Genomic DNA, 15,201 nt, shown 5'->3' with positions numbered 1-15,201 from the left:
AGGCTGCCCCGGATCTGCGACGCCGACCGCTCGATCACGGTCCCGGGCGCCAGGGCGTGCTCGGGGATGGCCGGGCCGGTGCACCTGCGAGCGACCTCGGACGCCCATGCGGAGAGACGCTCGACCTACGATCCCGTCGGTCGGGAGCGTGTGGGCGGAGGACGGAAAACCCGCGGATGACGTTCTGTGGTTGTGTTGTTCTCGGATAAGGAAGAAGCCACGATATTGGACCTTCTGATATGACTGTGAATACGGTTCAGCTGGCCGGATCAAACGTTCCACCGATCGGCCAGGGCACCTGGCGTATGGGTGCGGACGCCCCGGCCGAGATCACCGCACTGCGGGCCGGTATCGATCTCGGAATGACCGTGATCGACACGGCCGAGCTCTACGCCGACGGGGCTGCAGAAGAGGTCGTCGGTCAGGCGGTGCGTGGCCGTCGCGACGAGGTCTTTCTGGTCAGCAAGGTGCTCCCGCAGAATGCGACCACCGACGGCACGGTCGCCGCATGCCATGCGAGTCTCAGGCGCCTGGGGACCGACCGGCTGGATCTCTACCTCCTGCATTGGCGCCGTGAGGTTCCTCTCGTGGAAACGGTGGCCGGGTTCGAGAAGCTGTGCGAGGAGGGTTCGATCCGGGCCTGGGGGGTCAGCAACTTCGACCTGCACGATCTGGAGGACTTGCCGGACGGCGCCGTCCCCGCCTGCAATCAGATTCTCTATAATCTGACCCGTCGCGGTCCGGAGGCGAATCTGTTCCCCTGGTGTGAGCGTGTGGGCGCCGCGATCATGGCCTACTCGCCCGTCGAGAAGGGCGCGTTGCTCGATCATCCCGACCTCCGCCGCGTGGCGACAGAGCGTGGAGCCACCCCGGCGCAGGTCGCGCTGGCCTGGTCGGTCCGTAGCGGGGGCGTCATCGCCGTTCCGAAGGCTGTCCGGCTTGCCCATGTCAAGGAGAACGCCGCAGCGCTGGACCTCGAGCTCACCGACGAGGAACTCGAGGTCCTGGATCGCGCCTTCCCGGCGCCAGGTGTCGTCCCGCTCGAGACGTTGTCCTGATCCGGAAGGGGTTTGTTTCCTCGGTCCGACGGTTCGGTGATTCCTCTCTGTCGAGCGACGCCCGGGCCGACAACCCTTGTATGCATCCCGCGAGCATCCTCCCGTGTGACCTTCCCGTGAAAAGAGAGCTCATGCCGCAGAGCCCAGGTGCCGACATGTCGGACGCCGGCCGACGTCTGCATGTCTTCGACATGGACGGCACCCTCCTTCGAGGTGCCGCAACGATCGCACTGGCCCGACACTTCGGGAAGCCGACCGTCGGTAATGACATCGAGTCTCGGTGGCTCGCTGGCTCCATCTCGGACCGGGAATTCTGGGAGACGTTACTCGATATTTGCGCCGAGGCGACCGAAGCCGATCTCGACGCTGCGTTCGAGAGCGCCTGCTGGATGACCGGCACCGTCGACGTGTTCACCGATATCCGCGCCCGAGGTGAGATCGCGATCGTCATCACGCAGTCCCCGGCCTTCTTCGTCCGGAGGCTGCAGCGTTGGGGCGCGCATGAGACCTACGGCTCGGATGTCGAGATCGGCCGGCCGCTACCGGACGCGGCCACCCTGTCACCGGAGGCGAAGGTCAAGATCACTCAGGATGCTCTGACCCGACATAACCTGACGGCGCAGGCGTGTGTCGCCTACGGCGACTCGTCCTCGGATCTCGACCTGTTCACCTGGCTGCCGCATGCCGTCGGGGTGAACCCGAGCCCGGCCATCGCCCAGCTGGCGTCGGCAAGCTACGTCGGCACCGACCTGAGAGAGGCATACTCGATCGGCCGTCGCCTGCTGTCGTCCACCGGCGTCGGGACGATCTGACGGGGGATATCTCTCGTTCACCGGTCTCGATGGCGAGGCGCGCAATGGCGTGACCCGCTCGCGGACTTCCTGCCGGTCGCGATGCTTCCGCATGACGACCGCATCAAGATGTCCGGGCGTCGCCTTATCGGCGGGCGCACTCAGGCCCCGTCGCGCTGGTCGATGACCAGCTTTCCGATGTGGACCTGCCTGCGGTGGTCTGCGACTCCCGGAAGGGGAGTCGCGAGGTTGCCGCGCACGACCTGGAGCAGGAGCACCGGCGGGTGGCCGTGATCAGCGGTCCACCGTCGCTCTGGACGTCCAGCAGCGACTCGCGGGCTACCCGAGAGGCGTTTGCGGGGGCAGGACTCGACCCAGACTCGGTACCGGTCTTCCCCGGGCGACTACCGACTGGCCGCGGGCGAGAAGTGCGGCGACAGCGCTGAGTCCGACCCACGGCCGACGGTGCGGCTCTGCGCGAACGGCCTCATGGCGATCGGCGGCCGTGGAGTACTGCAGACGAGTCGGTCTGCGGTCCTCCAGGACGTGAGCATCCTGTGGTTCGACGATCTCCCCGTCTCCGCGCTGCTCACGCCCAGGCTGACCACCGTTCGGCAACCCGCGCACGAGATGGGGTTCCGCGCCGCGTCGGCCCTGTTCGATCTGCTCGAGAACGACGAGTCCAGCCGTGGCGGCGGGCAGCTGGCTCGGCGGGGTGCGTGCTCGGCGGTGCTGGGAACACCCCGGATGCGTCGTCGCCGCTGTCGGGAGTGCTGCTTCCCGTCGGATCCCCTGTGTGTTGAATCCGGCGCCGGTCACGTCCGCGCTCGTGGAGCTCTTCGGGCTCGGCCCCGTGCTCCCTCAACTCCTCCGAGCTCGGCGAACTGCACACGCTGCCGGGAGAAGTACGGGACTGTGCGGTTCCGGACGTGGCGGCTGCAGACCGCTGCTGGTTCCCCGAGCAGGGGCACCGTCCTGCTCGGCCGGACGGCCAACCCGGGTGGCCGAGCACCAGAGTCGGCCGTGCGGCCACCAGATCCAGCTGATGACTCCATCGCCCAGGCTGCTCGCGTCGCCCTCTGGGGCTGCTCGTCGGCTTCCTGACCGGGCCGTGACATCCGCCAGTCGTGGTGTGCCGAGAAGCGGACGGAGGCGCGCCGGCCCGGTGGAGCACGCGGATATAAACGTTCCAAGTCTTGCTGTCGGCAGACGCCCACCGTTACGCTTTGCCGGTCAATCGCGGCGGAGCACGAGACCAGTGCCTCCTGGGCCGAAACGATTCGAACCCCCGGCCACCGTATGAGGACGTGTCGTCGAACGCCCTCACGGGGGAAGGGGAAGGGGACGGTGGTCGCCCGATGTCCAGCGAGGCCGAACGTGAGGCCGGCGCAGCGATCGGAAGATCGGTACCCGCACAGCAGGTCCGGTTTCCTCGGCTGTCCGGTCCGACGAAATCGAGTCGATGCGGCGGATCACCTTCAGGGACGTGTCGCAGCCGGCACCCTCATCTCTCGCGAGCATGACGGTGCTCGGCACTGCAGCCAGCGAATCAGCTTTCACGCCCCGCCGCGAGAGACGTGGTCTGGCAGGCGACCAGCTGGGACGAGGCGCGCTATTGCAGTGACGGCCGCTACACCTCGTGGTAGCTGATGACGTCAACGTCGAGCTTCCCTCGAGGCCGGGGTAATTCTGGGCGCCGGCTGGCTACGAGCATACGGTGAAATCGACCGGCGTCGAGGCGAAAGTGCTTCTGGCCAGGTCGCCGCAGATGCCGTCAGGGTGGCGCTGTACCGGTGATGACGAATCGTACGGCGACGTCTTCATCTCTGGCGAGTCCGGTGGGAGTTCAGTCATGGCGCAAGCGATGGAGAGGGAAAGAGTGTGCTGTACGAGGTCCGAGAGTACGTCGCCACGCCCGGCCGCCTCGAGTCGCTCATCACGAGATTCGAAGAGCACGCATTTCGCTTGTTCGACAGACATCAGATGGACCTCGTTCAGATCGGCGTGACCTCGGTGGGTGATCACTCGTTCAACGAGGTCGTCTACACGCTCCGATTCGCAGATGCCGCGGACATGGAGCGCAAATGGGGCGCGTTCATCCGTGACCCGGAGTGGGTCGCCGCGTTTCGTGCGAGCGAGGCGGAGGGCCCGTTGGTGCAGTCGATGAGGCGGCGATTGGTCGACGCGAGCTCGTTCGGTGAGTGGTGTAAGAAGAAGTGAGCAGCAGTAAGGGGCGCGAGTTCCGTGCGGTACGGATCCATGGAGTCGACGGATCGAGCCGGATTTCGGTCGACACGCTGACCGACGACGACCTGCCCTGGGGTGATGTCGAGGTCGACGTCTTCTACTCGGATCTCAATTTCAAGGACGGAAAGGTGATGGAGGCCGGCTCGTCCATCCCCCAGCACCTTCCCATCGTTCCCGGTATCGACTTCGTAGGAACGGTGACCCGTTCTTCGAGTCCACTGTTCGCGGTCGGCGATGAGGTGGTGGCGAACGGCTTCGGTCTCGGGACCGATCGTGACGGGGGGCTGACGCAGCGGACACGCGTTCCGGGGGCCTTCTTGCTGGCACTGCCTTCGCGGCTCGATCAACGGCGCACCGCTGCGATCGGGACCGCGGGGTACACCGCGGGGCTGGCCGTTGAGGCAATCCTCGAGGCTGGTGTCAGGCCCTCGAACGGTCCGGTTCTGGTCACCGGCGCGGGTGGCGGCGTCGGAACGATCGCCATCGCCGTGCTGGCCCAGGCCGGCTTCGACGTCGTGGCGTCAACCGGACGAGCGGACCAGCTGCGGGACTCGCTGCTCCGGCTGGGCGCGCGCGAGATCATCGACCGGCTGCCGGCCGAAGCCGGCGACGGGTTGGCGACTCCCGCTTGGAGCGCGGTGGTCGACTCCGTCGGCAGTACGACCCTCGCCTCGGCTCTGGCCGCCACCCGCTACGGAGGCGTGGTCGCCGCGGTCGGTCTCGCACAAGGAACCGATCTTCCTTCGACGGTGCTGCCGTTCATCCTACGAGGGGTCTCGTTGGTCGGTATCGACTCCGTCTATGCCTCCGAGTGCCGACGGCGGCGAGCATGGGACCGGCTGGCGAACGTGGACCATGAGCTGCTCGACTCGATCACGTCGGTCGTGGGACTCGAGGACGCGGCGAGCGTGTCGCAGGAGGTCGTGGCAGGCCGGGTACACGGGCGTGTCGTCGTCGACGTCCACAAGTGAGCGACGAGGCAATGGCGGGCCATCCGGTCGTGCTCATCGAGGGCGAGGTGCCGGGCGGCGCGGTCGCCGGTCTGCTCGGTCGGCCCCGCAGCAGAACTGGGCGAACTCACCCGCGATGTGTCATGAGTATCCGTCGGGTGAGCCCGGCCCCCGAGGGGCATTCGGGACCGCACCAAAGAAGTGAGAATACGGCGAAAGGGAGTACACAGAATGACGCAGCATCTCGGAAACGTGTTCCGCTACCAGCTCCAGCCTGAAGGGTACGAATCACTAGAGGACGCAGGCGCAACGGTACCGACCGGCACTTACCATATCGGCACTGTCGACGGGGCGGAGATCGGCGTCTGGGAGGCGGAGCCAGGACTCATCGGGGGCCTGACCGACGAGGAGGTCTTCGTCGTCCTGGAAGGACGTGCCGAGGTCACGTTCCATGACACGAGGGAAACGATCCAGATCGGACCCGGCGATGTCGTCCGCCTCAATAAGGGCCAGCGTAATACTTGGCGGACCATCGAGCGGCTTCGGAAGGTCTCCATCTGGTCGGCCTCGGGCTCATGACGTGGTTGTCTCGCTGCGAGCGCCTGCCGCCCCAGGCCTGGTCGACCACGATGCCAGAGGCTGACATCCGAGGCCCCGTCCAGTGATCCTGGACGTGGGTACCGGCAACGACGACGCAGTCGCGCTCATGATGGCCGCCATGCACTCGGATGTCGACATGGTCGAAGAGGTCATCGTCATGGGCGGCGCAGGGAAGTCCGGAAATCGGACGCCAGCGGCGGAGTTCGACATGGACGTCGACGCCGTGGCGGCCGATGTCGCCTTCAGAACCGGCATCGAGCGCCTCACCGTCGCTCCTCTCGACGTTACGCACGAGATGCTCGTGAGTCGAGACGACCTCCGTCGCTCTCGAGAGCCTGAGACCAACGCCGGTCGAGTCGTCCCGGCTGTCACGGAGTACTACATCGACAGCGACAACGCATCCGATCCTCATGAGGGAATCCTCCTTCTGTCCCTCTCCAGGGCGCACTCTCCGTTGCCTACGCTGTTGACGAAGCCGTTCTCGCACTGACGGAGGTCACCGTCGACGTCGAAACGGTGAGCCCGCAGAACGACGGTCGGCAACCAATGATCCCCAGCCCGGGCGCAGCGGGACGGTGGGTCCGTTCGGCGGTGGTGATCACCGCGTGGTTGGTCATGCCGGGTGGGTGGCTGCGTCGGACGCGGTGGTGGAGCTGATCGCGGGCCGTTTCCGCCGGGTGGCGCCGCGTCGGCGGGTGGGCGCGCATCTGCGCGGGTCGCTGGCCGGGCTGGAGCGCAAGAACGGCTGAACCCTCGCGGAGCATGCGGGGGCGGGGTCTCGGGATGGGATGCGGCGGCTGCTGCGCTCCGCGGACCGACGTGGATGGGCTCCGCGACGATCTGCGCGGCTACGTCCTCAGAGAATCTGGGCGACCCTGCGTCCAGGGGCGATCGTCGACGAGGTCGAGTTCATGAAGAAGGGCGTGTGCTGTCAGCTCGGGGTGCTCCTCGCCTGCGCGAGCGTCCACGGTCGCGCGTTGCTCGACCGGGATCTCCACCTGCCCACCTCGTGGACCGCGGACCGCGAACGCTGCGCCCGTGGCGATGTCCCCGACGAGGTCGGTTCTGCCCGAAGCCCAGGTCGGGCCGGCGATGCTCGCCGGCGCTCACGCCGCCGGCAGCCCACGAAGGACTCGTGGGTGGATCGCCATTGCGCGTGACCCGACACTGCGGCACGACGGGTGGGAGCGGCGTCCGATCGGGCCGGGCGCGCTCGGGTTGCGGGTCTCTGACTGGACCGCTGTCGCGCTCACCACCAACGGCCTCCCGACCGGCTGGGGGCACTGGCTGCTGGTCCGTCGCCTGACCGAGGCGGCCGAGGGCAAGTCGGAACGTGAGCCGGCGTTCTACCGTTGCGCCGCGTCCACAGCCACCCCGCTGCGAGAGTTGGTCCCGGTCGCGGGCGCCCGGTGGGCGATCGAGGAGTGCTTCCAGACCGCGAAGAACGAAGCCGGACTCGGCCACTACCAAGTCCGCTCCGACCGGGCCTGGCACGCCCACGTCACTCTGGCCGTGCAGCTGTAGCTGCCTCGCGGTCACCCGCGCCACCGTTCACGGACGTGAGGCCGGAAAAGGGGACGCGCAACCGGCTATCGTCGGCTGCCCGCCTGTCGGACACCGAGATCCGCCGCCTCGTCCCCGCCCCGCAAGCCAGCATCGACCACGTCATGCGCTGGTCGACGTGGCATGCGAACGCCGGCAGCAGGATCGCGACTGCCCTTACCGGCGCCGCGGCGAACGATCACCGGACTGATCACACCGCTGTTGCAGCGGTCAGGCGCTGGTCGAGCGGCTCAACCTCCTCGAGGGCGACCCCACGGACACAGCCCTCGGTCCGCAGGTCGTCGTGTGCGGAACAACAGCACCACCTCACGCCCCAACGGGGTCGGGCCCGACATTGCGCTCGCTTGTGCGCGTCGGCAATGGTGGCCGGGCTGTGGCACACCAGACGATTGGGGCCGCGTCGAGGCACGGCTTGATCGGGGCGGCCGCCTCGTCCGGGACGCCGTCATGGAGGTTCCTCTCTCCCGCGCGGACGCAACTCCCGGTCGGAGGGGTGCCGTGCTTGACCCGTCGTGACGAGGTGACCTATGATGCCAGAATCGTTTCTATTCCGGCCTGGTCGACGGAGACCGTACTCCCCGCTCCATGGTCGACTGAGTGCAGGTTTTCAGCGGGGAGGAGAGGTGAAGGTGGGGTCGGATCGTTTCTTCGCCGGTGGCGTGGATTGCGCGGCTGAGCTCGGCCTCCCGGACGTGCTCGACCCGTCGACCGCGACGCCGATCGGGACGCCGATCGGGACGCCGATCGGGACGCCGATCGGGACGATGGGACTCGGCGACACCGTGGACGTCGATCGCGCGGCCTCCTTCACCGCCGACCTCGCTCCGCACCGGGCGCTGCCGGAGTTCGTCGGGTGGTCGCACTGCGCCGTCCTGTGGACCTCGATACCGTCCTGGGCGGCACGCGTGCAGGGCCCGGTGATACGGGTGGGAGGCGGCGCGACGTGACGCAGCCCGACCGCAGGCGCCTGCGCCCGACCATGAAGGACGTGGCCGAGCATGCCCGGATTCTCGGTGAGCACGGTGTCGTCCGTGCTCGACGACTCCGGGCCGGTTCCGCCGGAGCGGTGCAACCGGGTGCAGGAGGCCGTCCAGGTGCTCGAGCACTCGCCCGACGAGTCCCAGCGCAACCTCAAGCGGCGCAGTGCTTCCACTCTTGGGAGGGTCGTGTCGGAGCTGAGCCCGGGCGGCCGAGCCCCAGGAGTGGGAGATCGACCTTGTCGAGGCGGAGCCGTGAACAGGGCCGGGGCGGGGCGAGCTGCGCTCATCGGAGAATCGATTCCACCGCGTTTCTCGTTCGTCCGGTGACTGGTGGGTGGCTCGGCGGCCCGGGCCAGCAGGCCGTGCTGGTCGCGGGCGGCTCCGACAGCACCGCGCGGCGGCCGGTCGCCGCTCACCCGGAAGGTCGTCCGATGTCGTGGCGTGGCCGAGTCGCCGCAGGTCAGCCAGGTCTGTACGGGGTAGAAACGTTACGATCGTGTTCATTCCGGGTGCGACCCCTAGCTTCGACGGGCTCGCTGAGCCAGGCTCTCTGGGGTGTGAACGGGGCGTCCATCTGAGCGACGCTCACGGCCGGACGGCGCGAAACCGGCCCGCAACGCGCACGAAGTCCACCAGTAGAAACGACTCTCACGAAGGCGGATCGATGGGGTATCTCGACAACCTGATCATCGACACGGACAACTACAAGCACTGCCACTACCCGCTGTACCCCAAGGGCACGGAGTACGTGTCCAGCTACATCGAGTCCCGCGGCGGGCTGTTCCCGGTGACGATGTTCGTCGGTCTTCAGGTCTACCTGCGTGAGAAGCTGATGAAGCCGATCACCCTCGAGGACATCGACGAGGCCGAGTTCGTGGTCCGCGAGCAGGGGATGCACTTCAACCGCGAGAACTGGCTGGGCATCCTCAACGACCACGGCGGCTACCTGCCCGTCGAGATCGAGGCGGTCCCCGAGGGCACCGTGCTCCCGGCACGGAACGTGCTCGTGCAGGTGATCAACACCGACCCGAAGTACTTCTGGGTCACCAGCTTCTTCGAGACCGCGCTGCTGCGCGCGGTCTGGTACCCGAGCACCATCGGCACGGTCAGTTGGCTGTCCAAGATGGTCATCAAGGAGGCGCTGGACCGCACCGCCGACTCGTCGGCCGGGCTGCGGAACATGCTGCACGACTACGGCGCCCGTGGCGTCAGTTCGCAGCAGTCCGCCGCGTTGGGCGGGCTCGCGCACCTCGTGAACTTCGACCAGTCGGACACGGTGCCCGGGATCCTGGCCGCGAAGCGCTTCTACAACGCGGGTAAGGTCTCGAACTCCGGCCCGAACTCCGAGCACGCCGGGTTCTGCGCGTGGGGCCGCGAGCACGAGGTCGACGCCCTGCGCAACATGCTCGACGTCTTTGCCCCCGAGGGCTGCGCGCTGCTGCTCACCGACACCTATGACCACGAGCACTGCGTCAAGAACATCATCGGCGGCGAGCTCAAGGAGCAGATCCAGAACTTCCCGGGCCTCGTCGGGATCCGTCCCGACTCGGGCGACATCGTCCAGGTCACCGCCGACACCACCGGCTGGCTGATGGACAGCTTCGGCTACACCGTGAACTCCAAGGGCTTCAAGGTGCTGCCCCCGTTCGTCCGGGTGGTGCAGGGCGACGGGGTCAACTTCCACTCGCTGCCGCAGGTCTACATGGAGCTCGAGCGCCGCGGGTTCTCCGCCGAGAACGCCGTGTTCGGCATGGGCGGTGGCCTGCTGCAGCACTGGAACCGCGACACGATGAACTTCGGCCAGAAGGCGTCCGCGGCCTGCGTCGACGGCGAGTGGCGGGGCATCGCCAAGTCGCCGACCGGCGCCTCGTTCAAGGCGTCGAAGAAGGGCCGGCTCGCCCTCAAGCACGAGAACGGCGTGTACACCACTGTGCCCAAGGGTTCGATCCCCGAGTCGGAGAACGTGCTGCAGCCGGTCTTCCGTGACGGCAAGCTGCTCAAGAAGTGGGACTTCACCGAGCTGATCGCGAACAGCGAGAAGGAGGTCCCCGAGTCCTACTACATCGACCACGTCGGTCAGATGCGCACCGTCTCCTCGGAGATGGCCGTCTCGGCCTGACGTCGTCCACCCCGGCGCCCCTGCCCGCACCCTTCCCGGGCGGGGGCGCCGGGAGCCCACGCGAACGAAAGAGGTTGACCCGATGGATGACCCGACCGTGCTGGTCAGTACTGTGCGCGGCCCGGTTCCGGCGGACGCCCTCGGGATGACGCTCACCCACGAGCACCTGCTCAGTGACTGGTCCGGCAGGCCCCGTGCCGAGCCCGAGGACCCGGCCGAGCGCGCGCTGTTCCACGCCGAGGTGAGCCCGTCGATGCAGTGGGTGCTCCGCGAGGACCCCCGCTGCTGTCGGGACAACGCCACCCAGGACGACCCGGACGCCACGGTCGGGGAGCTGGCGAACTTCGTCGAGGCGGGCGGGCGGACCGTCGTCGACTGCACCAACGGCGACATCGGCCGGGACCCCCTGGCGCTGCGGGACATCGCGGAGCGGACCGGGCTCAACGTGATCATGGGCTCCGGCTGGTACGTGCACATCTTCCACTCCGCCCGCCGCGCCGAAGCCACGGTGGACGACCTGGTGGCGGAGATCCTCACCGAGTTCGCGGACGGTGTCGGGGACACGGGCATCCGGCCCGGGATCATCGGCGAGATCGGGGTCTCCCCGCAGTTCACCCACGCCGAGCGGACGCACCTGCGTGCGTCCGCCCGCGCCCAGCGGGAGCTCGGCGTCCCGCTGTTCGTCCACCTGCCGGGCTGGCAGCGGCGCGCCCACGAGGTCCTCGACATCGTCCTCGACGAGGAGGGGGTCCGGCCCGAGGCCGTCGTGCTGTGCCACATGGACCCCTCCGGCGAGGACCCGGACTACCAGCGGGCCGTCGCCGAGCGCGGCGTCTGGCTGGAGTTCGACATGATCGGCATGCCCTTCTTCTACGCGGGCGAGGGGCAGTGCCCGGCGCCGCACCAGACCGCGGCCGCCGTCGCCGCGCTCGTCGCCGCGGGCTACGCCGAGCGCCTGCTACTGAGCCACGACATGGCCACGAAGGCGATGTGGACCCGCAACGGTGGCAACGGCTACGGCTACGTGCCCCGCTTCTTCCTGCCCCGGCTGGAACGCCACGGCGTCCCGGGCGAGGTGACCGCGAGCCTGCTCACCGCCAATCCGCGGCGCCTGTTCACGGCGGCCCGCGGTGCGCACGCCGACCACTGACCTCTCGCAACGAGAGCCTGTACACCTATGAGGAGAACTGTGAGCCAGCTTCTGGGAAACGCCTTCTCGGCCGAGCTCGACTGGAAGCCGAAGACGTCGACATTCCGCACCGGCGCCCGCTACCTGGACGGCCTCACCGCGGGAACTGCCGTGGACGTCTGGGGAGCCGAGGTCGGGGAGTACCAGGGCGTCACGGCCGACGAGATCTTCGTGGTGCTCGAGGGTAAGGCGGAGGTCACCTTCCACCGCACCGGGGAGACGATCGTGATCGGGCCGGGGGACGTCGTCCGCCTGTTCGCCGGGGACACGAACACTTGGCGAACGATCGAGACCATCCGCAAGGTGTCGTTCTACGTCCCCCCGGTCGAGTCCGGGTCCTGACGTATCCCGCACCTGAGGGCGTCCACGACGGGCACCCACAGCGAAGGAAAGAGAGAGCGAGTGGACATCACGACCGCCGGCGCCGTCCCCCTCGACCGGCTGGACGAGTTCTACATCGGCGGCCGATGGGTCGCCCCGACCTCCTCGGACACGATCGACGTCGTCGACTCCGTCACCGAGCAGGTGTACTTCAGCGTCGCGGAGGCGCGGAACGCCGACATCGCCGCCGCGGTCGGTGCGGCACGGGCGGCGTTCGACGACGGCCCCTGGCCGCGCATGACGCACAGCCGGCGCGCCGAGTATCTCCGGGCGATCGGCTCCGCGGTCGAGGACCGCGTCGAGGACGTCGCGCAGATCTGGCCACGAGAGTCGGGAATCCTCGCCAGCGCGGCGCGCGCGGCGATGGGGGAGGTCACGGGCGCGTACTCCTACTACGCCGAACTCGCGGCGTCGTTCCCCTTCGAGGAGCCCGCCTCCCCGTCCGGCGGTGACGGATACGGGACGATCGTGCGGGAGCCGGTCGGCGTCGTGGGCGCGATCATCCCGTGGAACGTGCCGATGACGCTGATCGCCTACAAGCTCGCCCCCGCTCTGCTGGCCGGCTGCACCGTGGTCCTCAAGGCCTCGCCCGAAGCGCCGGGCGCAGCGCTGATCATGGCCGAGATCGCCGAGCAGGTCGGGCTGCCCGCGGGCGTGCTGAACGTGGTCACCGCCGATCGTGAGGTCTCCGAGACCCTCGTTCGAGACCCTCGGGTCGACAAGATCACGTTCACCGGATCGACCGCTGCGGGGAAGGCCATCGCCGGCATCATGACCGAGCGGGTCGGCCGTTTCACGCTCGAGCTCGGCGGCAAGTCCGCGGCAGTGGTCCTGGACGACGCGGACATCGCCGAGGCCGCCCGCGTCCTGGCCGGGGCGGAGTGCTTCCTGACCGGCCAGATCTGCGGCTCCCTGACCCGGATCATCGTGCCCCGCCATCGGCATGACGAGATGGTGGAGGGCCTCGCCGAAGCGTTCTCGCAGGTGACGGTCGGGGACCCCTTCGATCCGGGCGTGCAGATGGGCCCGCTGGCCACGGAACGGCAGCGGGAACGAGTCGAGGGTTACGTCGACATCGGGCTCAGCGAAGGCGCGACGCTCGCTGCCGGAGGTGGACGACCGGCCGGCCTCGACCGCGGATGGTTCGTCCAACCGACCGTCTTCGGGAACGTCGACAACTCGTGGCGGATCGCGCAGGAGGAGATCTTCGGTCCCGTGCTGACGGTGATTCCCGCGAAGGACGAGCAGGATGCCATCCGCCTCGCCAACGACTCCATCTACGGCCTCAACGCCTCCGTGTTCACCCGAGACGTGGACAAGGCTCGAGCGGTCGGCCGGCAGCTCCGGGCGGGCACCGTCGGGCACAACGACAACCGCGCAGACTTCGGCATCGGCTTCGGCGGGTTCAAACAGTCCGGCATCGGCCGTGAAGGCGGCGTCGCAGGGCTGCTGCCCTACCTGGAGAACAAGACGATGGTCCTCGAGGAGAAGCCCGGTGGCAGCGCGTAGCGCACCCGCAGGGTCCTCGTCCCGCCCCTCCCACGCTCGATCGGAAGCCCCGTGAACGACGTCTTCGTCCGCTTCGACCGACCACAGGAAGCCACCGCCCTCGCCAGCACCCGTGTCGCCGGGTGGGCGGCACCATGACCGGCACCACGACCGTCCGGCGGGCGGGGGTCTGGATCGCCGGGCAGCCGATGTCCGGTTCCGGAACGTTGCCGGTCCGGGACCCCTGGACGGACGAGCTCGTGGCCGAGGTCGCCCTCGCCGACCCTGAGCACGTGGAGCAGGCGCTGCAGCTGGCGCACGAGGCGGCCGGCAGCCTGCTCGCAGTTCCCGCCCACCGCCGCGCGGACGCTCTCCGACAGGCCGCGACGGGCCTGGTCGAGCGCACGGACGAGGTCGCCGCCACGATCACCAGGGAGAGCGGCAAGCCGATCCGATGGTCGCGAGTCGAGGTGCAGCGCGCCGCCCTGACCTTCCGGTGGGCGGCGGAGGAGGCGGTGCGGTGGTCGGGTGAGCTCCAGCGACTGGACAGCGAGCCGGCCGGAGACGGGCGCCTGGCCCTGCAGCGCCGGTTCCCCCGGGGGCCGGTCCTGGGTATCACACCCTTCAACTTCCCGGTCAACCTGGCCGCCCACAAGATCGGGCCCGCCCTGGCGGTGGGCGCGCCCATCGTGCTCAAGCCCGCGCCGAAGACGCCGCTCAGCGCCCTGTTGCTGGGCGAGATCCTGGCCGACTGCGGGCTACCGGCGGGCGCGTTCTCGGTGCTAACGGTGGACGACGAGGTCGCTGCCGGTCTCGTCGCCGACCCGCGGATGCGCGTGGTGTCGTTCACCGGGTCCGGACCGGTCGGCTGGGCCATCCGGGACGCGGTGCCCCGCAAGCACGTCACTCTGGAGCTCGGCGGGAACGCCGGGGTGCTGATCTGTCCGGACTGGAGTTCGGATGCCGACCTGCGGCAGGCGGCCCGGCGGATCGCGACCGGCGCCAACGCCCAGGGCGGCCAGTCCTGCATCTCGGTGCAGCGCGTCCTCGTCGACAGGACGGTGTACGAACGGTTCCTGCCCGTGCTGGTGGACGAGGTCGAGCAGCTCGTCGTGGGTGACCCCTGGTCGCCGGCGACCACCGTCGGGCCGTTGATCAACCGAGCAGCTGCACAGCGGATCGGGGAGTGGGTCACCGCAGCCGTCGCGGGCGGGGCCCGGGTTCTGACCGGCGGGAAGGTCACCGACGCGCTGGTCTCTCCAACCGTGCTCGTCGACGCCCCGGCCGACGCGCAGGTCTGCCAGGACGAGGCCTTCGGCCCGGTGCTGACCGTCGCGGCGGTGGACGGCGTCGACGAGGGCCTGCGGGCACTGGACGACTCGCGCTTCGGCCTGCAGGCCGGGATCTTCACCCACGACATCCAGACGGCGTTCCGCGCACATCGGGAGCTGGAGGTCGGAGGCGTCATCGTCGGCGACATCCCGACCTTCCGGGCCGAGCAGATGCCGTACGGAGGGGTCAAGGAGTCCGGCATCGGACGCGAAGGACTGCGGGCCGCGATGGAGGACTACACCGAACCGCGGCTGCTCGTGCTCTCGGAAGTGAGCTTGTGAGCGGCGGCCCCGGCCGACGCGTGACCCGCTCGGGCGGACGTCATCAGCCCGCAGCAAGAATCGTTTATAGTAGGTCCGAGCCGAGAGGAGGGCACGTGCCCGACAGTCTGAGTTCTGCCCCGCTCCGCGTCCTGGTCGCGGGTGAGTCCTGGATCAAGCACACGATCCACATGAAGGGTTTCGACCAGTTCCACTCCACGGAGTACGAGGAGGGTGCTGGTG

Annotated in this window: 16 protein-coding genes; all 16 read left to right on the top strand. The window is 68.5% G+C overall.

Annotation, left to right across the window (positions count from 1 at the left end; genetic code table 11):
- Positions 1–239: 239 nt before the first annotated feature.
- A complete protein-coding gene (locus LWC35_RS05350; protein ID WP_232868763.1) occupies positions 240–1,058 on the top strand; it encodes an aldo/keto reductase in 819 nt (272 codons plus the stop codon).
- A gap of 131 nt (positions 1,059–1,189) precedes the next feature.
- The gene (locus LWC35_RS05345; RefSeq protein WP_232868762.1) at positions 1,190–1,870 is read left to right on the top strand and encodes an HAD family hydrolase; all 681 of its coding nucleotides are present in this window, start codon (positions 1,190–1,192) and stop codon (positions 1,868–1,870) included.
- A 333-nt stretch (positions 1,871–2,203) separates the two neighbouring features.
- Positions 2,204–2,953 (top strand): substrate-binding domain-containing protein, encoded by a 750-nt coding sequence (locus tag LWC35_RS40815; protein ID WP_372462995.1) that lies wholly within the window; start codon positions 2,204–2,206, stop codon positions 2,951–2,953.
- A gap of 777 nt (positions 2,954–3,730) precedes the next feature.
- On the top strand, positions 3,731–4,069 hold the full coding sequence (locus LWC35_RS05340) for an NIPSNAP family protein (protein ID WP_232868761.1): 339 nt from the start codon (positions 3,731–3,733) through the stop codon (positions 4,067–4,069).
- Entirely contained in the window at positions 4,066–5,067 is a 1,002-nt protein-coding gene (locus LWC35_RS05335; protein ID WP_232868760.1) for an acrylyl-CoA reductase family protein, read from the top strand. The genes LWC35_RS05340 and LWC35_RS05335 overlap by 4 nt, the downstream gene beginning before the upstream one ends.
- 210 nt (positions 5,068–5,277) lie before the next feature.
- Positions 5,278–5,625 carry a cupin domain-containing protein gene (locus LWC35_RS05330; protein WP_232868759.1) on the top strand — a complete coding sequence of 116 codons (348 nt, stop codon included), beginning with the start codon at positions 5,278–5,280 and terminating at the stop codon, positions 5,623–5,625.
- A gap of 82 nt (positions 5,626–5,707) precedes the next feature.
- Positions 5,708–6,136: a nucleoside hydrolase gene (locus LWC35_RS05325; protein WP_232868758.1), complete on the top strand. Its 429-nt coding sequence runs from the start codon at positions 5,708–5,710 to the stop codon at positions 6,134–6,136.
- Between the two features lie 136 nt (positions 6,137–6,272).
- On the top strand, positions 6,273–6,395 hold the full coding sequence (locus LWC35_RS38985; protein WP_269803639.1) for a hypothetical protein: 123 nt from the start codon (positions 6,273–6,275) through the stop codon (positions 6,393–6,395).
- A gap of 289 nt (positions 6,396–6,684) precedes the next feature.
- Positions 6,685–7,170: a hypothetical protein gene (locus LWC35_RS05320; protein WP_232868757.1), complete on the top strand. Its 486-nt coding sequence runs from the start codon at positions 6,685–6,687 to the stop codon at positions 7,168–7,170.
- Between the two features lie 668 nt (positions 7,171–7,838).
- Positions 7,839–8,156 carry a hypothetical protein gene (locus LWC35_RS05315; RefSeq protein WP_232868756.1) on the top strand — a complete coding sequence of 106 codons (318 nt, stop codon included), beginning with the start codon at positions 7,839–7,841 and terminating at the stop codon, positions 8,154–8,156.
- 697 nt (positions 8,157–8,853) lie between these two features.
- Complete coding sequence (locus tag LWC35_RS05310; protein ID WP_232868755.1) at positions 8,854–10,308, top strand: nicotinate phosphoribosyltransferase; 1,455 nt, start codon at positions 8,854–8,856, stop codon at positions 10,306–10,308.
- 82 nt (positions 10,309–10,390) lie between these two features.
- Entirely contained in the window at positions 10,391–11,458 is a 1,068-nt protein-coding gene (locus LWC35_RS05305; protein WP_232868754.1) for a phosphotriesterase family protein, read from the top strand.
- A gap of 39 nt (positions 11,459–11,497) precedes the next feature.
- Positions 11,498–11,839, top strand: coding sequence for a cupin domain-containing protein (locus LWC35_RS05300; protein WP_232868753.1), 342 nt, complete (start codon positions 11,498–11,500; stop codon positions 11,837–11,839).
- A gap of 60 nt (positions 11,840–11,899) precedes the next feature.
- Complete coding sequence (locus tag LWC35_RS05295) at positions 11,900–13,387, top strand: aldehyde dehydrogenase (protein ID WP_232868752.1); 1,488 nt, start codon at positions 11,900–11,902, stop codon at positions 13,385–13,387.
- A 134-nt stretch (positions 13,388–13,521) separates the two neighbouring features.
- Positions 13,522–14,979 (top strand): aldehyde dehydrogenase family protein, encoded by a 1,458-nt coding sequence (locus LWC35_RS05290; protein WP_232868751.1) that lies wholly within the window; start codon positions 13,522–13,524, stop codon positions 14,977–14,979.
- Positions 14,976–15,201, top strand: a 226-nt coding sequence (locus LWC35_RS40130; protein WP_308194468.1) for a glutamine amidotransferase, incomplete at its 3' end; no start/stop codon positions are given. The genes LWC35_RS05290 and LWC35_RS40130, both read left to right, overlap by 4 nt.

The sequence above is a fragment of the Pseudonocardia kujensis genome, from assembly GCF_021283305.1.
In the GTDB taxonomy this organism is placed as follows: domain Bacteria; phylum Actinomycetota; class Actinomycetes; order Mycobacteriales; family Pseudonocardiaceae; genus Pseudonocardia; species Pseudonocardia kujensis.
Note: the sequence above shows the minus strand (reverse complement) of the source record. Positions and strands in the feature narration are given on the sequence as shown.

What these genes read in the sequence shown, in the direction of transcription:
- LWC35_RS05350 (WP_232868763.1), top strand. Translation starts at nt 240, where the DNA reads ATGACTGTGAATACGGTTCAGCTGGCCGGATCAAACGTTCCACCGATC.
- LWC35_RS05345 (WP_232868762.1), top strand. Translation starts at nt 1,190, where the DNA reads ATGCCGCAGAGCCCAGGTGCCGACATGTCGGACGCCGGCCGACGTCTG.
- LWC35_RS05330 (WP_232868759.1), top strand. Translation starts at nt 5,278, where the DNA reads ATGACGCAGCATCTCGGAAACGTGTTCCGCTACCAGCTCCAGCCTGAA.
- LWC35_RS05310 (WP_232868755.1), top strand. Translation starts at nt 8,854, where the DNA reads ATGGGGTATCTCGACAACCTGATCATCGACACGGACAACTACAAGCAC.
- LWC35_RS05305 (WP_232868754.1), top strand. Translation starts at nt 10,391, where the DNA reads ATGGATGACCCGACCGTGCTGGTCAGTACTGTGCGCGGCCCGGTTCCG.
- LWC35_RS05290 (WP_232868751.1), top strand. Translation starts at nt 13,522, where the DNA reads ATGACCGGCACCACGACCGTCCGGCGGGCGGGGGTCTGGATCGCCGGG.